19 protein-coding genes are annotated in these 22,334 nt (G+C 49.0%); 5 read left to right on the top strand and 14 right to left on the bottom strand.

Features of this window, described 5'->3' with window-relative positions; all coding sequences use genetic code 11:
* Nucleotides 1-59: 59 nt before the first annotated feature.
* Nucleotides 60-941 (bottom strand): glycosyltransferase family 2 protein, encoded by an 882-nt coding sequence (locus G358_RS31965; protein ID WP_019640325.1) that lies wholly within the window; start codon nt 939-941, stop codon nt 60-62.
* Between the two features lie 170 nt (nt 942-1,111).
* Here G358_RS31965 and G358_RS0126665 point away from each other — a divergent pair, with 170 nt between their 5' ends.
* Nucleotides 1,112-1,459 (top strand): helix-turn-helix domain-containing protein, encoded by a 348-nt coding sequence (locus tag G358_RS0126665; protein ID WP_019640324.1) that lies wholly within the window; start codon nt 1,112-1,114, stop codon nt 1,457-1,459.
* An 88-nt stretch (nt 1,460-1,547) separates the two neighbouring features.
* Here G358_RS0126665 and G358_RS0126660 read toward each other — a convergent pair whose 3' ends face one another.
* The 4 genes from G358_RS0126660 to citZ form a co-directional block, all read right to left on the bottom strand.
* Nucleotides 1,548-1,973 carry a hypothetical protein gene (locus tag G358_RS0126660; protein ID WP_019640323.1) on the bottom strand — a complete coding sequence of 142 codons (426 nt, stop codon included), beginning with the start codon at nt 1,971-1,973 and terminating at the stop codon, nt 1,548-1,550.
* Nucleotides 1,974-2,199: 226 nt separating this feature from the next.
* Nucleotides 2,200-3,141 carry a malate dehydrogenase gene (gene mdh / locus G358_RS0126655; protein ID WP_019640322.1) on the bottom strand — a complete coding sequence of 314 codons (942 nt, stop codon included), beginning with the start codon at nt 3,139-3,141 and terminating at the stop codon, nt 2,200-2,202.
* A gap of 20 nt (nt 3,142-3,161) precedes the next feature.
* Entirely contained in the window at nt 3,162-4,457 is a 1,296-nt protein-coding gene (gene icd / locus G358_RS0126650) for an NADP-dependent isocitrate dehydrogenase (RefSeq protein WP_019640321.1), read from the bottom strand.
* Between the two features lie 105 nt (nt 4,458-4,562).
* The gene (gene citZ / locus G358_RS0126645; protein ID WP_019640320.1) at nt 4,563-5,675 is read right to left on the bottom strand and encodes a citrate synthase; all 1,113 of its coding nucleotides are present in this window, start codon (nt 5,673-5,675) and stop codon (nt 4,563-4,565) included.
* Nucleotides 5,676-6,076: 401 nt separating this feature from the next.
* Between citZ and ytvI the strand changes: the two genes are divergently transcribed.
* The gene (ytvI, locus tag G358_RS0126640; RefSeq protein WP_019640319.1) at nt 6,077-7,192 is read left to right on the top strand and encodes a sporulation integral membrane protein YtvI; all 1,116 of its coding nucleotides are present in this window, start codon (nt 6,077-6,079) and stop codon (nt 7,190-7,192) included.
* Nucleotides 7,193-8,471: 1,279 nt separating this feature from the next.
* Here ytvI and G358_RS0126635 read toward each other — a convergent pair.
* The 8 genes from G358_RS0126635 to G358_RS0126600 all read right to left on the bottom strand — a co-directional run bounded on the left by G358_RS0126635 (nt 8,472) and on the right by G358_RS0126600 (nt 18,340).
* A complete protein-coding gene (locus G358_RS0126635) occupies nt 8,472-8,864 on the bottom strand; it encodes an FxsA family protein (RefSeq protein WP_019640318.1) in 393 nt (130 codons plus the stop codon).
* A gap of 105 nt (nt 8,865-8,969) precedes the next feature.
* Nucleotides 8,970-9,389, bottom strand: coding sequence for an acyl-CoA thioesterase (locus tag G358_RS0126630; protein WP_019640317.1), 420 nt, complete (start codon nt 9,387-9,389; stop codon nt 8,970-8,972).
* 107 nt (nt 9,390-9,496) lie between these two features.
* Nucleotides 9,497-10,918 carry a pyruvate kinase gene (pyk, locus tag G358_RS0126625; RefSeq protein ID WP_019640316.1) on the bottom strand — a complete coding sequence of 474 codons (1,422 nt, stop codon included), beginning with the start codon at nt 10,916-10,918 and terminating at the stop codon, nt 9,497-9,499.
* 122 nt (nt 10,919-11,040) lie between these two features.
* Nucleotides 11,041-12,138: an acetyl-CoA carboxylase carboxyltransferase subunit alpha gene (locus tag G358_RS0126620; RefSeq protein ID WP_019640315.1), complete on the bottom strand. Its 1,098-nt coding sequence runs from the start codon at nt 12,136-12,138 to the stop codon at nt 11,041-11,043.
* The gene (accD, locus tag G358_RS0126615; protein WP_019640314.1) at nt 12,139-13,032 is read right to left on the bottom strand and encodes an acetyl-CoA carboxylase, carboxyltransferase subunit beta; all 894 of its coding nucleotides are present in this window, start codon (nt 13,030-13,032) and stop codon (nt 12,139-12,141) included.
* A gap of 89 nt (nt 13,033-13,121) precedes the next feature.
* Nucleotides 13,122-13,310, bottom strand: a complete 189-nt coding sequence (locus G358_RS0126610; RefSeq protein ID WP_019640313.1) for a hypothetical protein — start codon at nt 13,308-13,310, stop codon at nt 13,122-13,124.
* 135 nt (nt 13,311-13,445) lie between these two features.
* Nucleotides 13,446-13,934, bottom strand: a complete 489-nt coding sequence (locus tag G358_RS0126605; RefSeq protein WP_019640312.1) for a phosphatidylglycerophosphatase A family protein — start codon at nt 13,932-13,934, stop codon at nt 13,446-13,448.
* A gap of 473 nt (nt 13,935-14,407) precedes the next feature.
* Entirely contained in the window at nt 14,408-18,340 is a 3,933-nt protein-coding gene (locus G358_RS0126600) for a DNA polymerase III subunit alpha (RefSeq protein ID WP_019640311.1), read from the bottom strand.
* Between the two features lie 223 nt (nt 18,341-18,563).
* On the opposite strand from G358_RS0126600, the gene G358_RS0126595 reads away from it, so the two are divergent.
* The 3 genes from G358_RS0126595 (at nt 18,564) to G358_RS0126585 (ending at nt 19,995) form a co-directional block, all read left to right on the top strand.
* Nucleotides 18,564-18,893, top strand: a complete 330-nt coding sequence (locus G358_RS0126595) for a YtrH family sporulation protein (RefSeq protein WP_019640310.1) — start codon at nt 18,564-18,566, stop codon at nt 18,891-18,893.
* Between the two features lie 5 nt (nt 18,894-18,898).
* Nucleotides 18,899-19,387: a sporulation membrane protein YtrI gene (locus tag G358_RS0126590; RefSeq protein ID WP_026342491.1), complete on the top strand. Its 489-nt coding sequence runs from the start codon at nt 18,899-18,901 to the stop codon at nt 19,385-19,387.
* 296 nt (nt 19,388-19,683) lie between these two features.
* Nucleotides 19,684-19,995, top strand: a complete 312-nt coding sequence (locus G358_RS0126585; protein WP_019640308.1) for a YtpI family protein — start codon at nt 19,684-19,686, stop codon at nt 19,993-19,995.
* A gap of 345 nt (nt 19,996-20,340) precedes the next feature.
* Here the strand turns inward: G358_RS0126585 and G358_RS0126575 are convergent, their stop codons facing one another.
* Complete coding sequence (locus G358_RS0126575) at nt 20,341-21,678, bottom strand: DRTGG domain-containing protein (RefSeq protein WP_019640306.1); 1,338 nt, start codon at nt 21,676-21,678, stop codon at nt 20,341-20,343.
* Nucleotides 21,679-22,334 lie beyond the last annotated feature (656 nt).

The raw sequence follows: 22,334 nt of genomic DNA, 5'->3' as shown, positions 1-22,334 counted from the left end.
ACCACAACGAGCGAAGGCTTAAACAAGAAATAAGCACAAATGAAGCCGCATGAAGTCAACTACAGCTGAATGCCGAACCGGTTTGCAAACCATTCCTCCCCATATTTTCGCTGCTCCAGGTACTTTTCCCTGGCTTCTGTAATATCTTCGCGGATGAGGTTGACGGCAGCATGCTCCCGTTCACTCTCCAAAACTATATTGCGAATTCTATTGCTGACTTCTCTCGTAAAATGCATACAGGCCAAAGTGATCATATCGTAGCCCCAATAGGCCGCTCGTGAGTCAGGGGGATAGTTGTGTCTAAACACAAGCGTCAAACAAATCTGGGGCACAAAATAACATACCCGGCCAAGCAGCCAGGCTCTTAAAGAAAACTCCGCGGTTTCTATTTCTTTCGTGTAAAATCCGCTCTCGATCCCCCCCAGCTCCTTGAGGGTTTGGGCGCTGACCGCGAAGCAATCCGAGGAAAGCCAAGGAATTTCGCCCTGCTCTGTCACCGATGGAAAATTATAAATCGATGCCAATAACCCATCGCCCTGCAGTTCGCAGCGGGATAAGTTCTCCAGCCGGCCCTGCGCTGTAAAGCAAGGTGTAGAGCAATCCGCTTTCCCCTGCTGAATCGGCTCAAGCAGCGCTTCCATCCACCCATCTTCAAAATAAAGCCGCGGACTGCAAAAAATAATATAGCTTCCGAGGGCATAGGAGGCGCCCAACTGCCGGGAAGATACGCCGCTTTGTCCCTTCAGCTTGCGGAGCGGCTTATCAAATTTGAAATTCATCAAAAAATCACAACAGCCGTCCACAGATCCCTCGTCAACAATGATGACTTCATATTGAAAGCTGACTTGAGACACCTTCATGGATTCCAGCGTTGTCTGTAAATCAATTCCTTCGTTCTGCACCGCAATTATTACGGATACAAGAATAGGTTGAGCGGACATGATTTCTCTCCTTATAAATGGCCATAATAAAATACTGAATGGAAATTAAGAAAAAAATAATCATTGATTACATTTTAACCCATTTAACACTTGGAGTAAATACAAACAAAACTAATAGTATATTATCTTTACCTCTCATACTCACTATGGTTAATTATAGGAGGGGTGTTATGGACTATAGATCATTGGGCAAAAGGCTGCGTCAAGAACGTCACAAAATGCATTTGACCCAGGAAAAGCTTGCTGAGAAGATTGAAGTTTCCGATGCATATATAGGTCAAATTGAACGGGGAGAAAGGAGCTTGTCTTTAGAAACTCTTGTCAAACTTGCAAACCAATTAGGCGTAACCGTCGATTACTTGCTCCACGATTCAATTGAAATCAATGACGACCACTTTCTGAACCAAATTAATCAAATCATGATACACCGGTCTGCAAAAGAGAAGCAGCTGGCACTGGACACAATCAAGATGATATTTGCGCACTTGGACGATATTCAAAGTGATAATAGCTCCTGATATTTCTCCATTCTAAATAATTCGCGATCTATATCAAAAAAACCTCCGGACTGGATAAATCCAGACCGGAGGTTTTCATTAAGCAGTGTTAAATTATTTTCGAGAATACCATCAAAAATGAAATAAGCAAAACGCTGACGGAAAGTAAAGCACTTAGAGTTCGGAGCTTCCCCGTTTCTGCGGCGATGCTATTGTTGTTCTGAATACTGCTCAAGGCCAGCTTCAAAGGCTTAGCCATAATTCCGCCAAGCGCACCAATGGCCAGGAACAAGACAACGACCACAATCATCCACGGTACGGAATAACCGCCTTTTCCGACCAAATAACCTCCGGTCAGCAATTGAATAATTAAACCGAATTGGGCATAGCGATTTAACGTCTTAATCGCAGAGAGCATTCCTTCCTGAGCCGCCAAAGACAATTTACGAATTGCGCCGAATACGAATGGCAGAACCAAGTAAAATCCGAGGGATAGAGCACCAATGATGTGAAGAAAATACATGAAGCTTGACATACCGCAACCGCCTTCCATTTGTCAATTAGATTTATTACTACATAAGATCTATTATAGCTGTCTCCAATTAGAAGAACAACGTCTATCGCCGTGTTTTCACGGTAAGCAGACCGCATATGAAGCAGCGGTCATTTTTTACTATACTTGCCCCGGTAAAAGAAAAGCAAACCTTCTCCAAGGAAAGGTTTGCTCATCTATCGTTTCAAAAGGGACACTATTTAAAAAGTTATCCTTGAACTACAGCGATAACATTACGCACAGAGTCCGCTGACTTATCCAGCGCCGCCTTCTCTTCTGCGGTCAATTCCAGTTCAAATACTTTCTCGATTCCGTTTCCGCCCAAAATGACCGGAACACCCATGAACAGGTTATTATAGCCATACTCGCCTTCAAGGAGCGCGATTACGGGAAGAATGCGTTTTTTATCTTTCAATATCGCTTCTGTCATTTGCACAAGGGAAGCCGCCGGTGCATAGTATGCGCTTCCGTTCCCAAGCAAATTAACGATTTCTCCACCGCCCACACGGGTGCGCTGCACGATCGCGTCAATGCGCTCTTTAGAAATTAGAGTCTCGATTGGAATTCCGCCAACGCTGGAATAACGCACAAGCGGAACCATATCATCGCCATGCCCGCCAAGCACGAAGCCGCGAACGTCTTCGACGGATACGTTAAGCTCTTGCGCGATAAACGTACAGTAACGGGCCGTATCGAGAACTCCGGATTGACCGATAACGCGATTTTTAGGGAAGCCGAGCGCTTGATATGCTGCATAAGTCATAGCATCAACTGGATTGCTTAAAACAAGGACGGTTGAGTTCGGGCAATATTTCTTCACGTTCTCGCACACAGAGCGCACGATACCTGCATTCGTGTTAACAAGATCGTCCCGGCTCATTCCCGGCTTACGGGCGATTCCCGCCGTAATGATGACAATATCGGAATCCGCAGCATCTTCGTAGGAGGATGTGCCTACAATGTTGCTGTCAAAACCTTGCACCGGACTTGCTTCCAGCATGTCTAGCGCCTTACCTTTTGTCGGATTCTCCAATTGGGGAATATCGAGCAGGACGACATCGCCAAGTTCTTTCTGTGCCAGCATGAGCGCGGTTGTCGCACCGGTAAATCCGGCACCGATAACGGTAATTTTCTTACGACTAATCGCCACGGAATCAAAACCTCCTGTTCTTACATGTTTTTGATTACTTCGTTCGCGAACTCAGAGCATTTAACCTCTGTTGCGCCTTCCATCAGACGTGCAAAGTCATAAGTAACAGTCTTATTGTTAATGGATGTTTCAAGCCCTTTATAGATAAGGTCAGCCGCTTCCTGCCAGCCCAAATGCTCAAGCAGCATTACGCCGGATAAAATGACGGAACCAGGGTTCACTACGTCCAGATCCGCATATTTAGGAGCCGTACCGTGCGTCGCTTCGAAAATAGCATGGCCGGTAACGTAGTTAATGTTGGCTCCCGGTGCAATACCGATGCCCCCTACTTGAGCTGCAAGCGCGTCAGAAAGATAATCGCCGTTCAAGTTCAACGTCGCGATGACATCGAAATCGGTCGGACGGGTCAACACTTGCTGCAGAGCGATGTCGGCAATTGCATCCTTGATAATGATTTTGCCGCTATCCTGAGCTTCTTGCTGCGCTTTATTGGCAGCTTCCGTTCCGGACTCTTCTTTGATCCGGTCGTATTGTGCCCATGTGAACACCTTATCGCCGAATTCCTCTTCCGCCACTTCGTAGCCCCAGTTCTTGAAGGCGCCTTCCGTGAACTTCATGATGTTGCCTTTATGCACAAGCGTTACGCTCTTGCGGCCGTGATTGATTGCATACTCAACCGCAGCGCGAACAAGACGCTTCGATCCTTCCGAGGATACCGGCTTAATTCCGATACCAGACGTTTCAGGGAAGCGGATTTTGCTTACGCCCATTTCATTTTGCAGGAACGAGATGACTTTCTTCACTTCTTCTGAACCTTCTTGATATTCTATACCAGCATAAATATCTTCTGTATTTTCACGGAAGATAACCATGTCAACCAAATCCGGGCGTTTAACCGGAGACGGAACGCCGTCGAAATAACGGACAGGGCGCAAGCAGACGTACAAATCGAGCTCCTGGCGAAGAGCCACGTTCAAGGAACGGATTCCGCCGCCGATCGGCGTCGTAAGCGGCCCTTTAATCGCTACGATATACTCGCGGATCGCAGTCAGCGTATCGGCTGGCAGCCACTCTCCGTATGTATTGTAGGCCTTCTCACCTGCGAACACTTCATACCAGGCAATCTTTTTGTCGCCGCCATAAGCTTTCTCTACTGCAGCGTCCAGTACACGTTTAGAAGCTTTCCAAATATCACGGCCCGTGCCATCTCCTTCGATGAAAGGAATGACGGGGTTGTTAGGCACCTGAAGCTTGCCGTTCTGAATTTCAATCTTTTGCCCTTCTGTTGGCAAATCAAATTTTTCCAATTTCAACATGTTGATGGTTTCCTCCTCGTTTGAATTAATATACTTGTCCGGTCTCCATTCTATCACAGATTGAAGACCGGTTACTTAAATTATAAGCCTGAAAGCTGTATTATATTATCTCATATCGATTGGGATATACCGCTGATTCGTCGGACCAGTGTAGTCCGCGCGCGGACGTATGATCCGGTTGTCATCAAGCTGCTCCAAAATATGGGCAGTCCAGCCTGAAAGACGGCTGATGGCAAAAATCGGGGTAAACAAGTCGCTAGGAATGCCAAGCAACGTATAGACAGACGCGGAATAGAAGTCCACGTTAGGCTTCAATCCCTTTTGTCCGGTGACAAGCTCTTCTACTTTAACCGAAATATCGTATAATGTCGAATCGCCTTTCAGAACGCTAAGCTCGCGCGACATTTTCTGCAAATGCTTGGCGCGGGGATCGCCATTTTTGTAAACGCGGTGGCCGAAGCCCATAATTTTCTCCCGATTTTGCAGCTTCTTCTGAATGTATGACTCGGCTTGATCCAAAGTGCCGATTTCGCTGAGCATACGCATAACCGCTTCGTTCGCTCCGCCATGCAAAGGCCCCTTCAAGGTGCCAATTGCAGAAGTGATACCGGAATAAATATCAGATAAGGTAGCAATCGTAACGCGAGCTGAAAAAGTAGAAGCGTTCAACTCATGATCCGCGTGCAGCACCAGAGCCTGATCCAAAGCGCGCACGGCGACTTCATCCGGCTGCTCGCCAGACAGCATGTAAAGGAAATTGTATGAGAGCGACACGCCCTTCAGCGGAGCGATAGGTTCCTTGCCGTCCCGGATGCGGGCATAAGCGGCAATAAGGGTAGGAATCTGAGCCTGCAGCTTGATCGCCTTCAATTGATTGCTCTCTCGGGAGTTGTCGTCTGCACTCTCATCATACAATGCAAGAGCCGACACGGCGGTCCGCAGTACAGCCATCGTATTGGCATCATTTGGGTACAGCTTCATTTGCTCCAATACCGCTTGCGGTACCGCTGCATTGTCACTGAATTGCTGCTCTAGCATCTGCATTTGCGTTCTCGTAGGCAATTTGCCATACCAAAGTAAATAAGCGGTCTCTTCATAACTAGCACGCTCTGCCAAATCGTCAATGTTAATGCCGCGATACGCGAGCACGCCGTCATGAATGGAGCTAATCGAGGAAGTAGCCGCCACAATACCTTCAAGGCCTTTAGTAGCTGTCATAGTATATCTCTCCTTTGTTACGAAATTATGATCAAACTAATCAATGAAAACATTTACAATTTTAAAGATTAAAATTTGGGAAATAGGGTTCTAGAATGCCCGAATAATTATGAAGCCGCTCAAAATACCCCCTAAATCATCATACTGGATTTCGGGGAGCAAGGGAATATTCTATTAGTAAACCTGATTATCAAAATGTTTTATAGTTGTGATAAAGTTTTTTTGTAAACGATTGCAGATTGCAATGATTTTTATCACTTTGAAATAAAATTTCTTATTTTACGTCATACCCGGAAAACAGCCACAATAAAATATTTATAAGACTTGTACTAGAATGGTCTGAATCTCCTCCTTCAGCTGGAAGGTTTGATTCAAGCTATTCATTGAGGGGAGGAAAGGCGATGGATAACGTAGTCGTAAAGCGACTGCTGCGCGGCACCTGGGTATGCTCCTTGCTGATTCTGCTTGCGGCCGCTTTCCGCTGGCTGATTCCGTTACTGTACCCTTTTCTCATCGCCTGGCTTATTGCCTATGTTATGAACCCTTTTGTGGACTGGCTGGTCAGCCTTCGCCTGCCTCGCTGGTTAGCCGCTACTTTAGCGCTGTTAGTATATATCGGCAGTGCCGTCATCATCTTCACCGCGGCGATGACCCGGTTAGTAAAAGAATTGATCCATGTCACGGAATCTCTCGACCTTAGAATAGAGGAGTGGAAAAACATCATTTTGGAATGGAGCCAAAATGAAGGGTTCCAAAATATGATGAATGAGATCAATCGCTTTATTGCGACCCATCCCGATTATTCGAATACGATCAATAAAAATATAAACTCTGCCGCCTTAAACGTCAGCTCTGCGTTATCCCGCATGATTACCAGCTTTCTGAGCGGAGTTATAAATGTTTTGGCCTCCCTGCCAAGCTTCGCTATTATTTTGATCGTCATTTTTCTTGCCGCTTTTTTTATGAGTAAAAACTGGGACAAAAATATCGCTTATCTCGCCCGCTTCATCCCCGGACCGTTCCGGCAATCAGCCCGGCAAGTTTGGCTAGATCTGCAAAAAGCTTTGTTCGGGTATTTGCTGGCCCAATTTATTATGATTTCGATTACCGCAATCATCGTTCTGATTGGGCTGCTGCTTCTTCGGGTCGAGTCGGCATTCACCTACGCGCTTCTGATCGGTTTCGTCGATCTTCTGCCTTATTTGGGGGTCGGTACCATAATGGTACCCTGGCTTATTTATGCGTATATGAGTGGGGATTTCTCTTTAGGAATCGGATTGTCGATCCTGTACGGGGTTATCCTTGTGGCCAGGCAGCTGATTGAACCCAAGGTGCTCGCAACGAGTGTAGGACTTGAGCCATTATCCATACTGATTTCCATGTTCGCTGGACTTCAGTTGTTCGGGGTGCTTGGATTGATCGTCGGACCGGTGTCCTTTGTCATTGCCGGCGCGATGATCCGAGCAGGGGTGGTACGGGATTTACGGAATTATATTGTGAGCGGAAGACTCCGCTAGCTTATCCCCCCCACCTAAAGGGCAAAGAGCTGTCCAGACAGTCAGTAAAAACTGACTTCCTTGTCAACCGCTTGATCTGCAGTGAGCCGTTTGGGTTAGTAGAATTGGTGACAGTGATGAGAGTGATTGATGTGACTGAATTGATGAAAGTGCATTGTGAGGCTGACTGAATTTGTGTGAGTGAGCTGTGTGAGTGAGCTGTGTGAACGAACTGTGTGGGTGAACCGTGAGAGTGAGCTGTGAGACTGAACTGTGTGAGTGAACTGTGTGAGTGAACCGTGTGAGTGAGCTGTGTGAGTGAGCTGTGAGACTGAACTTTGTGAACGAACTGTGTGAGTGAACTGTGTGAGTGAACCGTGAGAGTGAGCTGTGTGACTGAACTGTGTGAGTGAACCGTGAGAGTGAGCTGTGCGAGTGAACTGTGTGAACGAACTGTGTGGGTGAACCGTGAGAGTGAGCTGTGTGAACGAACTGTGTGGGTGAACCGTGAGAGTGAGCTGTGAGACTGAACTGTGTGAACGAACTGTGTGGGTGAACCGTGAGAGTGAGCTGTGAGACTGAACTTTGTGAACGAACTGTGTGGGTGAATTGACGAAAGTGATGAAATTGATGGAGTTGATGGAGTTAATTGGCTGAACTCGTGGGACTGGTTACCCGCTAACGGACTGCAGATCCGCTATTTGTTGAAAATAGGCCTGTTTCGCTATGCGTACGGACACTGGTTCCGTTATTCGACCAAATGGACTGCAATAAACAGGTTTTTAGGAGTAATAGCGGAACGTAGGTCCGTTAGCACTCCTAACTCCTCGTTATTTCACAAATAGCGACCCCTGTGTCCGTTGGGGCTTGCTCGCATATCCCCAGACCAGGAGGCCACACAGCAAGCAACCAGCTACCCATGCCATACAGCTACCAAACCAGTTACCAGAAGCTACACAGCAAGCAAGCAACCAGCCACCCATGCCATACAGCTACCAACCAGTTACCAGAGGCTACACAGCAAGCAAGCAACCAGCCACCCATGCCATACAGCTACCAACCAGCTGCCAAAGGCCGCACAGCAAGCAAGCACCGGCAGCCAACCAAGCCAGACAGCAAACAACTACTCCCTCACACCAGCAAAGGCAGGTATGTAAAAAAAGTTCGACGAAAAAACGGTGCTGCCCCTTAAGGTTAGATTGTGCACTCTAACTTTAAGAGGAACTACCAACGCTGTGTTTTCCGTCTAACTTTTATTTTAGGGACTTATTGTACAGCTCCTGCCTTTGTCGTAAAACGCCTATCGGCGAAAAAAGGTAATCTTGCCTTCCTTAATTTTCTTCCCGATCCATTTCATCAGAAATACACGATAGATGGGTCTCGTTAAGGGGAAGATCAATGTAAATCCGATGAGGTCAGTTATAAATCCAGGAGCCAGCAGGAGGATGCCTCCCGCAAACACGCACATCCCGTCCAGCATAGTCCGGCCCGGAATTTGCCCTCCGTTCATCTGGGCTTTTGCATCAGCCATTACCTTACGTCCTTCAAATTGCATCATCAGCCCCCCGATAATCGAGGTGGCTAGGGTGAGGAATATCGTTTTTCCAACTCCGAGTCGTTCACCCACTACGACGTAAGCCCAAAATTCGGCGACTGTAATCAGAGCGATTATGACGGGAATCCATTTGCGCATGTAATAACTCCTTTTCCACAAAGCATCGAACGTAATCAATCAGCTCAGTTTGAACTTGTTTGATCCTGTATTTAAAAAGTATTTTACAGCTTCAAGCGCATAATTTCAAAGTTTGCTCGCCTTTTCAAATGCAGCATGCCATTCCGGGAAAACTTTTTTGAAAGCAACGGGCTTGAAATCCTCACGCCTAACTACGTAATGAGAAGAATTTCCTTCGACGCAAAGCATGCCCTCCCCGTTGAAAAGCTCATATCCGTACACCGTCTTGACGCCGCCATTGTCCAAAATGCGGGTCTTTAGCACGACTTCGTCCCCGTATGTAATCCCTTTATGATACTTTACGCTTATTTCATGAACAGGGGAAATATACCCAGCCCGTTCCATGTCGATATACTTGAAGCCCAGTTCCTCGCATAATTTAGTGCGCCCCTGTTCAAACCAGCCTAAATAATAAGCGTGATAAATAATCCCCATCATGTCAAATTCGAAATACTTTGGGACGATCGTTTGCTCACTGACGTACATATACAGCCTCCTCCTCCGGTATATGAAACAAAAAGCAATGGTATCCGTCACCGGAAATCCCATTGCCTTTGTTCATTTATGCCTCATCGTACATAAGCTTTCGTTCATTATTTGCGAACTTGACCGATTTTAACCAGGTTCGTTGAACCGGAGCGGCCAAGCGGCACTCCTGCAGTAATCACAACAAGATCGCCTTCTTTTACGAGACCGGAGTCAAGTCCGCCCTTCATCGCCTTGTCGAACATTTCATCTGTCGAGGAAGCTACGATGCCTTTGACCGGCGTAACTCCCCAGTTTAACGCTAGACGGCGCAGCGTCTGATCTTGTGTCGTAACAGCGATAATCGGCGCTTTCGGGCGGTATTTGGATACCATACGTGCGGTATATCCGGTTTCCGTCGAAGTAATTATCGCTTTGGCATTCAATTCGAGCGCAGAATTCGCAACAGACTGGCTGATCGCCTCGGTGACTGTCGTTTGCTGAGCATTGCTTTGTTTAATGAAAAACTCGCGATACTCCAGCGCTGATTCTGCTTTCTCTGCAATGCGGGACATCGTCAATACGGATTCAACCGGATATCTGCCTGCCGCAGTCTCACCGGACAGCATAATCGCATCGGTGCCGTCAAAAATTGCGTTTGCCACGTCGCTCGCTTCCGCGCGGGTAGGTCTAGGGTTACGCTGCATCGAGTCGAGCATTTGCGTCGCCGTAATGACTGGTTTGCCTACACGGTTGCATTTCTCGATCATTTTCTTCTGGGCCAAAGGCACATCTTCAGCTGGGATTTCCACGCCAAGGTCTCCGCGGGCAACCATCAAGCCGTCGGAAACTTCTAAGATTTCATCCAGGTTGTCAATGCCCTGCTGGTTCTCGATTTTCGAGATGATTTGAATATGAGTTGCATTGTTCCGTTCCAGCAATTGACGTATTTCAAGAACGTCGCTAGCTTTACGTACGAAGGATGCGGCAACGAAATCGATGCCTTGTTCAATCCCGAAAAGAATATCGTTAGCATCTTTCTCCGTGATGCCCGGAAGGGAGATGTCCACTCCAGGGATGTTAACGCCTTTCTTGCTCTTAATCGGACCGCCATTGATGACACGGCATTTAATTTCCGTACCTTGAATATCAACTACGGTAAGGCCAATCAACCCGTCATCAATCAGAATGGTTGAACCGACTTCCACGTCATGCGGAAGATTTTGATAAGTGATGGAGATGCGATCCTTGTCACCGAGAATTTCTTCGGTCGTCAAGGTAATGAACTCATCCTGCACTAGCTCAATCGGTTCTTCCTTCAATTTGCCGGTGCGGATTTCTGGACCTTTCGTATCCAGCAGTATGGCGATAGATTTCCCCAGCTCTTCGCTTGCTTGGCGAATCACTTTAATTCGATTGCCATGCTCCTCAAAATCTCCGTGAGAAAAGTTGAGGCGAGCGACGTTCATTCCGGCCATGATCAGTTTCTTGGTGTTCTCTAACGATTCACTTGAAGGACCGATAGTACATACGATTTTTGTTTTGCGCATTTGGGTTTCCTCCGTTTTATTTAGTTCTCTCTATATCGTCTTTTCCAACATCTAAATTTACTATAGTTTTCCCATTTTGTATAGGAAGTTTGTCATATCGTCAAGATCTAGGACATTTTATACTATTCATTACCCACTGTCGCAGCGTCTGTTACGGTGTTTTTTTCGATGCTTTGCTCGCTTTCATCAGCGGAGTTATGGATATCTTCCGCAATTGCTATACAGTCTTCCGCAGTCGTTCCCTCCGGTTGCTGCCCGGATTTACGCGCTTCGGCAAAATGTCCTATTTTCCGGAATTTCATATACCGGTCCTCGAGAAGCTCGTCCGTATTCAACCCGGACAATTCCTCAAGCTGCCACACGAGCGCAGTCTTGATTGACTCCGCCGTAGACTCGTAATCCCGGTGTGCTCCGCCTCTGGGCTCAGGAACGATTTGCTCAATAACCTCCATGGACAGCAGGTCTTGGGCCGTAATCTTCATCGCTTCAGCCGCTTGGTCGGCTTTGGATGCATCCTTCCATAAAATGGAGGCCGCCCCGTTCGGGGAGATAACGGAATAGATCGCGTTCTCCAGCATGATCACCCGATTTCCCACGCCTAACGCAAGAGCCCCCCCGCTGCCGCCTTCACCAATAACTACGCACACAACGGGCACACGCAGCATCGCCATATCGCGAAGGTTCCGGGCAATCGCTTCGGACTGGCCCCGCTCTTCGGCAGTAATACCAGGATAAGCTCCCTTCGTATCGATGAACGTAATAATCGGCCGCTTAAACTTGTCGGCCTGCTGCATAAGGCGCAGCGCCTTGCGGAATCCTTCTGGATGCGGGCTTCCGAAGAAACGGGCGATGTTGTCCTTCGTATCCTTCCCCCGCTGCTGGCCGATTACCGTCACCGGGACGCCGTTCAACTTGGCCAATCCGCCCACAATGGCCAGATCGTCACCGAATACCCGGTCACCGTGCAATTCGATGAAATCGGTAAAAATCAGCTTTATTAAATCAAGCGACGTAGGACGCTGATGATGCCGTGCCAAATGCATCTTCTGCGAAGGCGAGATGTTGCTGTAAATCTCATCTTCAAGCTGCTTGTAGCGCTCTTCCAGCCGCGCGATTTCCTCTGTGAAATCGATTCCCTTCTCATTGCCGAATTGCTCCAGCTCCTGAATCTTCTCGCGAAGCTTCACGAGGGACGTTTCAAAAGGCAATTCTCCTGCCACTTATACTCCTCCCTTCACGCCGTGCAGATCAAGGAGCTTGCTTAGCGTCGACCTGATCTCCTTGCGGTGGACGACCATGTCCAGCTGTCCATGCTGCAGATTGAACTCCGCAGTCTGGAAATCATCCGGCAGTTTCTGGCGAATTGTCTGCTCGATAACGATCCGGCCTGCGAAGCCGAAAACCGCTCCCGGCTCTGCTATAATAATATCTCCAAGCATAGCAAAACTAGCCGATACGCCCCCTGTGGTCGGGTCCGTAATGACTGAAATGTAAAGACCGCCTTGTTCGTTCAGCCTAGCTAGGGCAGCGCTTGTCTTCGCCATTTGCATCAGGCTGAGAATACTCTCCTGCATGCGGGCCCCGCCTGATGTCGAGAAAATGATCAGCGGAAGCCGCTGCCGTGTCGCCGCCTCGATCGCCCGGGTAATTTTCTCGCCGACGACGGATCCCATGCTGCCTGTAAAGAAATCAAAGCTCATGACGGCCACGACGGCAGGCAGGCCCTCGATCGTGCCTTGTCCGGTAACTACCGCTTCGCGGAGCCCCGATTTCAGCGTCTGCTGCTCCAGCTTCGTGGCGTAGCCCGGAAATTCCAACGGGTCCACAGAGATCAGATCGGCATCATATTCTACGAAACTGCCCTCATCCAGCGTCATCCGAATCCGTTCAAACGCATTCAGCCGCATATGATATCCGCAGGAAGCACATACCTTCAAATTTTTCTCCAGCTCTTTGCTGTATTGGATGCTACCGCATTTGCCGCATTTATTCATCAGGCCTTCCGGAATTTCGCGCTTGGGCCTTTCCTCCGGCTGTGTACTGTCTTCGCTCACCAGACCTCCCGAAGGAATGGTCGCGTATTTTCTTTTTTTATGGAACAAATCTTTAAACACAACTACACCTCTTCAGCCGTTAATTTATAAGGCCGCGCCGCGCCTACAGTCAAGGAATATCGCTTTACTGATTTGCCCTCACCTTGTTCTTAAGGATGCAAAATGGAATTCAGCACTTCTTGAACCTCTTCGAGCTCTCCCGACGGAACCAAAATTTCAAACTGCTGTTTAGATAAATTGACAGGACGTGTTTGGACGAGAAAGCCTTCTTCCATAAGTCTCGCTTTAATCATATCCGCAATCTTCGCGGTAGGCGCAATATACATTACAGTCCACATGTCCTTAACATAGCCCCCTAACCTTTCGTTTTGAGCCCGTATAATAGAGTAATGATAACATAATTTTCAAAAATCCCGCAACAAAAGGCCGGAAGCTAATTGACGGTCAACACGGGAACTCGTAAAACGCGGGCTTCAATCTGCGGAATAGCTGTTCGCGGAGTCGCTTTTATGGGCGATCCGGGCGGAAGCCGCAGCCGCAAGCCCCGCGACCAAATCATCGAGGAACACGTGAACCCGCTCCCCTTTCACATTCAGTTTGCCTATGATTTTCGGCTTAACCTTGTCCAGATAACCGAAACTCGTCAAGCCAATCATGCCAAACACGCTTGTAATCCCCAGCGCCATCGTCTCATCGACCCCGTAGAGCGGCTCATCCGCCTCCATGATCGTCTGCAGCGGCTCTGGCAGAAGTTTTCTTTCCGCCAATTCGTCCAAGGCAATCCCTGTATATAACGTATATTGAACTTCCCGTTTCTGCAAGACGGCCTTCACGCTGTCCAGACATTTCTCCATCGTCAAATCGGCATGATAAACAGCCTGGAGTGAATAAACAATCTCCGCAATGTCCTCCAGAGCAACGCCTCTGCGAGTCAGCTGAGCCTTAACAATTTCAAATGACATTCCCGTCTCCTCCCGCATCCAAAAAGAAGCTGACGCATATGATTGGCATGACGCACATTATATGACTGACACAAAGGTCCTGGTTTGCTCCCAGACTGCCTTTGATGCCTGGCTAGACCCTCTGGCTTGCTCCCAGACCGCTTTTGACGCCTGATGAGTAGCAAACAGCCTTAGAGCCAATTCGTCGCCTATAGAGCCTTATGCAGGCTTCCTGCACAACCTGTTCAGCTTGCGTTTGCCACTAAGCTTGCGCTGCCTCTATTTGAAAAATTTTATAGACAATGATTTTGGACAATGTTTGTATTGGTGTTCCTAAGTTTATGCGGGAGTCTCTAAAAATGTTCGTAAACACTCTATTAAAAAACGAATACGAAGAAGGCCATATTCCAAGTGCGATGGAATACAGCCCTCCCGATTAATGACGGTTAATTACGGTTAATGTCGGTTAATGCCGCTTATCGATTGCTATTGGTCTACTTCACCTTCACTGTCCCGGAACCGAGCATGTCCTCCATCTGCTGAAACAGCTCTGGAGAGGGCTTAATGCTATAGCGCTCATTCAGCGCCAGCAGCTTGCCCGTACTCTCATAGTAGAGCACGGTGCCCATAGGGCCTGGATGAAGCTGGAGCAGCTGCTTCAGCTTCTCCAGCAGGTGGGCGTTCTCCGCCGCCGCCGTGATCTTGATGAAGACGCGCTGCGCTGGCGTCTTCGCAATGCGGGCGCCGGCCTCAGGCGCGGCCGCCCGGGCTTCGGGCTGCGGCCGGTACGGCGCAGCCCCCGGGGCCTCGCTGCGCTGCGCTGCAGCCGTGCGGGGTGACGCCGCCATAGCGGCGTCGCCCGCGCGCCGGGCTGCAGGCTTCGGCTGCGCCGAGGCCCCGCCCGCGCCGCGGGGGGATGCCCCGCGGCTGCGCCGAAGCTGCGCGAGGCTCGCGGCGCTAAGCGGCGCGAGCTCGTCCGCCAGCAGCTTGAAGCCTTCGTCCTGCTGCTGGACGGTCGCGCGCAGCGCGAGGAGCGCGCCTTTGGCGACGAATTCTCCGCTGCGGCGCCACACTTCCGGGAACAGCACGACTTCACAGCGCTCGATCTGATCCTCCAGCTCCATGAAGGCCATCGCCTTGCCCTGCTTCGTCGTGATCGTCTTCACCGAAACGACCATTCCGGCTACAATCGTCTTGCTGCCATCAGCACTTTCGGCCAGTTCCATCAGCCGATCGATGCCCTCGCCGGCAAGCAGTTCGTCATAATCATCCAGCGGATGACCGGATAAGTACAAGCCGAGCAGTTCCCGCTCCAAATCCAGCTGCTGTCCCGCACTAAACGGCGGAATTTCCGGATAGGCGATATCCCAGTTCGGCGTCTCCACAAAATCGAACAGCTGGATCTGCAAATCCTCGCGCTCCTTGCGCCATTTCAGCGCCGCTTCCACCGTTTCGTCCAGCATGGCAAGCAGTTGCGCACGGTGGCCCGGCAGCGAATCGAAGGCTCCGCCCTGAATAAGCGATTCAATGACCCGTTTATTGCACGTCCGCAAATCAACTCGTCGACAAAAATCGAGCAAACTGTCGAATGGGCGCTCTTTCCTTTCGCGCAAAATACTATCCATCGCCTGGATACCGACATTTTTGATCGCCGCCAGGCCGAACCTGATAACCCCTTGGACAACACCGCCATCTTCTATAGCAGCAGAGGCGGAAGATGTGCTATGAGAGTCATGAAAAAACGCTGCTCCATCCTCCTTCAAAGCATTCCCTATAGCACCATTTCCTAGATCGGAACTTCCAATATCAGCATTCCCTAGATCAGTACTTCCTAGATCAGTAATCCTGATATCGGACTCGTCAAAAGATCCTGCGAGAGAGTCTGCAAAAGAGTACGCAAGGGACTCTTCAATTGACTCTAAATTCGCTTCAGCCGCACCTTGATGCACTGCTTCACGCGGTATTTTCAGCAAACGAGGAGTAAACAAGACGCCGCTCTCATTGACATCAGGCGGCAGTACGGTAATCCCCATCCGACGGCACTCGACAATATATTCAGCGACCTTGCGGTGGCTGCCCATAACTGCTGTTAGCATCGACGCCATGAAATGAACCGGGTAATGGGCTTTCAAATAGGCGGTCTGAAATGCCAACACTCCATAGGCCGCAGCATGCGCCCGGGGAAATCCGTAGTCGGCAAAGCGCACAATCATATCATAAACTGCGTTCGCATCCTCCGCTTCATACCCCTGAGTCAGGCTTCCCGCCACAAAATGGCCTCTCTCTTCGTCCAGCACCTCGCGCTTTTTCTTCGACACAGCGCGCCGCAGCAAATCGGCCTCACCGAGCGAAAATCCAGCCATTTTCGAGGCAATTTGCATAATTTGTTCCTGATAGACGATAATGCCGTACGTATCCTGCAAAATCGGCGTCAAATCCGGGTGCGGATATTCCACGGTAATCTGGCCGTGCTTGCCTGCGATAAATTTCGGAATAAATTCCATCGGACCTGGACGGTAAAGGGCAAGAACCGAAATAATGTCCTCAAACGCGGAGGGCTTCAGATCTTTCAGTACCCGTCTCATTCCCGCCGACTCCAGCTGGAACACACCGGTAGTCTCTCCTCTGCCCAGCATTTCGTAAGTTGCCGGATCATCATCCGGAATATGGCGAAAATCGGGGGCTTCCCCATCCTGCTCCCGAATCCAGTTCATGCATCGCTCGATAATAGAAAGCGTCCGCAGCCCGAGAAAATCCATTTTCAGCAGGCCGACCGATTCTAAATGCTCCATCGAGTACTGGGTAAGCGGCGTACCTTCCCCCCCCGCTTGCAGCGGAACCGTGTCCGTCAACGGATCGCGGGAAATGACGACGCCAGCCGCGTGGGTGGAGGCGTGGCGCGGCATTCCTTCTACCTTCCGCGCCATGTCCAAGAGGCCTTGAACACGCTGCTGCGACTCATAGAGCCCCTTCAGATCAGGGCTTTCCTTCATCGCCCGCTCGATCGTCATGCCCAGGCTGCCAGGGATAAGCTTCGCTACTTTGTCCACTTCGCCGAAGGGGACGTTCAACACACGTCCCACATCCCGTACCGCCGCTCTGGCCGCCATCGTTCCGAAAGTTATAATTTGCGCTACATGTTCGGCACCATATTTTTCCGCCACGTAGACAATGACCTCATCCCGCCGCTCATCGCTGAAATCGATATCGATATCCGGCATCGTCACCCGCTCCGGGTTCAAAAACCGCTCAAACAGGAGATTGTATTTCATCGGATCGACATCCGTAATGTTGAGCACATAAGCGACGAGGCTGCCCGCCGAGGAACCGCGCCCCGGGCCTGTAGCAATACCTTGCCGGTGGGCATAGGCGATGAAGTCCCAGACGATCAGGAAATAATCCGCGAAGCCCATATTGCCGATAACACTCAACTCATAATTTAACCTCTGTTTCAGCGGCTCTCTCGTATGCTCCTGCTGCCAAATTTCAAGATGCCCATACCTCTCCTCCAGCCCTCGCTCGCATAGCGAGGCGAGATAAGCTTCGGCGCTCATCCCTTCCGGAATGGGCCTATAGGCTGGTAAAATGTGCCGTCCAAATTGCAGTTCAAGATTGCACTTGTCCGCAATGACGGCCGTATTTGCTACGGCTTCAGCTGCATAAGGGAACAGCGCCGCCATTTCTGCGCCGCTTTTTAAATACAGCTGATCGGTTGGAATTTGTAGTCGTTCCTCATCTTCGACCGTTTTGCCGGTGCCGATGCAAATAAGTACATCCTGTACCTCTGCATCCTCTTTTTCTAAATAATGCACATCATTTGTCGCGACTAATTGAACATTAAGTTCTCCGGCAAGCTTGATCAGCTCGGGGAGCACTTTTTTCTGCTCCGGAATGCCATGATCCTGCAGCTCAATATAAAAGTCATCGCCAAAGACTGACTGATAACGCTGTGCAGCCTTCCGGGCCTCATTATACCGTCCATGCAGCAGGTGCTGCGGCACTTCCCCCCCTAGGCAGGCGCTGAGGCATACAAGCCCTTCGCTATGCCTTTCAAGCACCTCCCAATCAATGCGGGGTTTATAGTGGAAGCCCTCAAGGTGGCCGATCGAGGACAGCTTCATAAGATTCCGGTAGCCCGTCTCGTTCTTGGCAAGCAGAATCAAATGATGGATCGGCTGATCCTGCCTTGTTCCCCGCTCCTTGCGCGAGCCTGCTGTAAAATACATTTCACATCCGATAATCGGTTTGATGCCGTTTGCCTTGCAATATTTGTAAAAAGGAACCGCCCCGTACATGACTCCATGGTCGGTAAGCGCAAGCGCCTTCATCCCGAAGCCGGCCGCTTTGGCAACTAATTCTTGAAGTCTGGCGGCACCATCCAGCAGACTGTACTCGCTATGCACGTGCAAATGAACAAATTCGTCCATGCGTCTCCTTCCTTTCCAAGACAATCAAACTATATATATCAATAAACTTGACGCCGAGTCACTTCCCGATTCGCTTCGTGATCAAAAGGTGTTTTTTTTAACTACCTCTATAAATATTTTATCATATAAGACTGGTAGGCGCCCATACAATGGTAAAGAAGGACAAGCGGCAGCAAAGCTTGCCATTCATAAATGCTGGCCGTAAGAGAGGAGAAATTGAAGCATGAGCACGTTTCTGACAAAAGCGGTAATGGACTTCTTTATCGCTTTCGGCATTGTACTGGGCGGAGCTTTGGTCGGGGGGATTGGAGCCGTCCTGTCCCTCCAGCCGCCCACCCAAACGATGCTGGACGTTGCGGATCGGATCAAAATTTGGGCGCTTGCTGCAGCGGTTGGGGGAACGATCGATCCGATGCGGGTTATCGAGAGCAATTTTTTTGACGGGAACCTGTCGCCGGCGATCAAACAGATTCTATATTTGTTATTCGCCTTTATAGGGGCGCATATGGGTTCGGAACTGGTGCGCTGGATGTGTGGAGGCAGCCGGGGATGAGCCCGATCCGTTGGCCGACGGCCCAGCAGTTTAGAAGATTCATGCAGTTGACGGCGGTATTCATTCTCGGTATGGTTATCGGAAGTATCATATATAACGTCGTTTATCAAACCAGCTACAATACGCTCTGGATTCAGAACAAGGATTTGCAAATTCAACTTTATCAAGCAGAAGAAGATAACAAAACGCTGAAAAAATACAATAAAAGATCCACTGTGATCAAAGAAATCAAAATTCGTGTCGAAGAACGGGACCCTCCGCTCGATTCACTCGCCGTAAAGGAGGTCGTCCAGCAGCTGCATGAGGAGCTCGAGGTGCTGCGCGGCAGAAATATTTTCGAGATTGACTCGGACGGAAAGATGGCCCGTACTCTGCTGAACCGGAAGATTTATGCCGTACGTGAGAAGGAATACACCATTCAGATTAAAACGATGCTCGTTAGTGAAGGGGTATTGCAGGTATGGATAGAAATGCGCCCCTATGTCAGAAGCTGACACCGGATGCCTTCAGAATCTGGATGTGGGAGTCATTTCGGGGGCTGTGTAACTGAAGTCATATCAGGAACCGGATATCTGGTGTTATATCAAGAACTGGATATCTGAAGTCATATCTGGAGTCATATCAAGAGCACGTTTAGGGACTGGACATGAGGGGCTGACTTTTCAAGACGATACGTATACAATAATATTGCATAGTTTGATATTAGCGATTTTCCATGATATTGCTTACAAATAGCTATGTTTTTCCTTAAAATTTCAAGCTTATTGTGAAAAGGAGCTGTTCCCGTTCCATGATTGAAAGCATTCAGTATGTGTTGTATGCCGGACTCATCATTTCTTGCATTTTTTCCGTGTTTTTCAGCATTAAATCCAGGCGTTCCCTGGATGGCAAAGTCCGCGGACTCTCCTCGGCCAAAATGAATATTAGCATGGGCAGTATGCTGCTTATTCTCGCTATAATCCAGATGTTCATATTTAGCGGTTCATCTATCCGTGTCGTCATCGGCGCACTGTTTATGGTGCTGGGTGCTTTTAATATTTTTGCTGGTATACGCAATCTCGGACTATGGGCACGTCACAAGACGGAATCTAATAAATCATAAGCAAAGATGATAACGAAAAAAAGGACATTCCTGCGTATAAAACGCCAGGAAACTGTCCTTTTCTGTTTATCGCCAATAATTCTGTTGCATGATCCCCATCCCTATTTCCTTAATTGCACTCATACCCATTACTATTATCGGCCCTGCACCTGTACTTGTTCCTGCTGCTTTTTTTGCTCCTGTTCTTGCTCAAGTTCTTGCTCCCGTTCCCAATTAACTATTGCCTTTATCTTAATCTTTACCTTTACCTTTTCGTTCTTATCCCACTCTCGCTCTGCTCTGCTCTTCTCGTCTCTTCTCGTCTCTTCTCGTCTTAGTACGCAGCGAGCCGAAACCGGACGCAAACTAAGCATGGTCGATCGACTGGAGCGTCATGACGGCTTTGGAGATGAGCATCTCCTGGTGGGTAATAATAATTTCCATTTTACAAGCGCGGCGGCTCGTTTCCAGAACGACCGGAGTAATGACGATCGCATTCTCAATCTGAACCGGGTGGACGAAATAAGTCGTCAAATGATCGACCACATAATCCCCGCCACCGACATCCTTCGCAGCGCTTAATGCCGCGTGAGTCATAATTGAGGTTAGCACCCCATGGGATATCGTTCCGATATCCGTCGACATTTGCGGTGTAATTATGCCATGAAAAAACAGCCGCCCTTCATCGTCCCGTTCCTCTACAAAGCCGTTCCACATCAAATGCTCGAACGTCTCTCCAAGCTGCGGCTCATTGCGCGCGTCCCGCATCGCCTGCAGCACTTCCTTTCGAGTTACGGAGGAGACAAGCTTCCGGTTGCGATCGATGACCGGCAAGAAATCAATGCCTTCCCACACCATAATTTGCGCAGCGGAAGCGAGGGAGGTCTGCAGCCCGACCGTAATCGGATGGCGTACCATACACTTCTCAATATGGTGGTCACCTCCGCCGATTTCTTCGACATTTCTCCGGCTGACGATGCCGATGACCCGGTTCCATTCATCCACGACCGGAAAATGCTGCATCCCGGTTTCCAGGGACAACTGGTCAAAATCGGAAATATTGCTGTTCACTTTAAGCATATTCGGCCTTGGCTTAGCCGCTATAATATCTTCTACGAGCATAATTTTTTTCTTAATCAGACGGTCAAACAGCGCCCTGTTAATCATCGAGGCCACCGTAAATGTATCATGCCTGGAGGAAATAATCGGCAAGTTAAGGCGGTCAGCGAGCGCCTTAACTTCACGGCTTGTGCCGAAGCCCCCGGTAATAAGCACGCCGGATCCCTGCTCCAGTGCCAGGGAATGCGCATCCTCCCGGTTCCCGACAATGAGCAGACTGCCTGCATCGATATACCTGGCCATCGCATCGATCTTCATCGCTCCGATCACATATTTATGCAGCGTCTTGTCCAGTCCTTCTCCCCCGCCCAGCACGTGGCCTTCCACAATTTCTACGACATCGCCAAACGTCAGCTGATCCGAAATGTTACGCGGCTTCTTCTCTACCCGCACCGTACCGATCCGCTCTTTCGTAATAACGATCCCGAGATTTTCCGCTTCCTTTACCGCACGATAAGCTGTTCCCTCACTGACCCCCATGCTTTTTGCCAGCTTGCGAACGGAAATTTTCGTGCCGATTTTCAGTCCTTCGATATACTGTAGCAGTTGTTCGTGCTTCGTTACGCTTTCCTCATGCCCTTGCAACTGTTACACCTCCCGTTCAAATCTGTACTACTCTGTATCCATTATACACCTTTTATGATCGTTAAAAAACAATGGGGCTAAATTTTCTGGATAAGAAAAATAGCCGTAAGAAAAACGTCTATTGGCGTTTTTTCTAGGAAGACAGACCGCCACTAGTGATAGTTTTGTTGCGATATAGTGATTGTTTTTCTTACGATATAAGGAAGCGGAGGCATCGGATTTTCTACTTTCTTATATCAATCATGACCATCCGTCCAACGGGTGGTTTGCTCTTGGGGTATAACCCCCTGTTGCCAAAATGTGACTCAGAACGTGAACGAAATTTTATAACGAAGCTGATGATCGCTATCTGTGTAAAAATAACCCTTCTCAAAATGTAACGAAGCTGGGTAACGTTATTTCAGTCTCTACTGCTCCAAACAGAGGATAAACCGCAAATAGAGTGTCTGAGATTCGTTGCTATGAACGTTTTTGTCAAACCCTCTATTTTTTCTGCCTGAGCACGTGGCGCGAGAGCAAAAATGCGAGCGACGGTCGGCACGCTGCTATCCGTGGGTTGGGTACCACATGTTATGCCTTCGTCAAGGAGAGCTTTTGCAAGCTAGAAACGCACGTTCAGTTCTTGGCAAACCTAGTGCAAACGAATCACGCATATT

The sequence above is a fragment of the Paenibacillus fonticola DSM 21315 genome (assembly GCF_000381905.1).
GTDB lineage: Bacteria > Bacillota > Bacilli > Paenibacillales > Paenibacillaceae > Fontibacillus > Fontibacillus fonticola.
Note: the sequence above shows the minus strand (reverse complement) of the source record. Positions and strands in the feature narration are given on the sequence as shown.

Coding starts and splice junctions, on each gene's coding strand:
- G358_RS0126585 (WP_019640308.1), top strand. CDS start 19,684: ATGATTGAAAGCATTCAGTATGTGTTGTATGCCGGACTCATCATTTCT.
- icd (WP_019640321.1), bottom strand. CDS start 4,457: ATGTTGAAATTGGAAAAATTTGATTTGCCAACAGAAGGGCAAAAGATT.
- G358_RS0126665 (WP_019640324.1), top strand. CDS start 1,112: ATGGACTATAGATCATTGGGCAAAAGGCTGCGTCAAGAACGTCACAAA.
- citZ (WP_019640320.1), bottom strand. CDS start 5,675: ATGACAGCTACTAAAGGCCTTGAAGGTATTGTGGCGGCTACTTCCTCG.
- G358_RS0126605 (WP_019640312.1), bottom strand. CDS start 13,934: ATGTCATTTGAAATTGTTAAGGCTCAGCTGACTCGCAGAGGCGTTGCT.
- G358_RS0126610 (WP_019640313.1), bottom strand. CDS start 13,310: ATGTGGACTGTAATGTATATTGCGCCTACCGCGAAGATTGCGGATATG.
- G358_RS0126660 (WP_019640323.1), bottom strand. CDS start 1,973: ATGTCAAGCTTCATGTATTTTCTTCACATCATTGGTGCTCTATCCCTC.
- G358_RS0126600 (WP_019640311.1), bottom strand. CDS start 18,340: ATGGACGAATTTGTTCATTTGCACGTGCATAGCGAGTACAGTCTGCTG.
- pyk (WP_019640316.1), bottom strand. CDS start 10,918: ATGCGCAAAACAAAAATCGTATGTACTATCGGTCCTTCAAGTGAATCG.
- ytvI (WP_019640319.1), top strand. CDS start 6,077: ATGGATAACGTAGTCGTAAAGCGACTGCTGCGCGGCACCTGGGTATGC.
- G358_RS0126635 (WP_019640318.1), bottom strand. CDS start 8,864: ATGCGCAAATGGATTCCCGTCATAATCGCTCTGATTACAGTCGCCGAA.
- G358_RS31965 (WP_019640325.1), bottom strand. CDS start 941: ATGTCCGCTCAACCTATTCTTGTATCCGTAATAATTGCGGTGCAGAAC.
- G358_RS0126595 (WP_019640310.1), top strand. CDS start 18,564: ATGAGCACGTTTCTGACAAAAGCGGTAATGGACTTCTTTATCGCTTTC.
- G358_RS0126630 (WP_019640317.1), bottom strand. CDS start 9,389: ATGTACGTCAGTGAGCAAACGATCGTCCCAAAGTATTTCGAATTTGAC.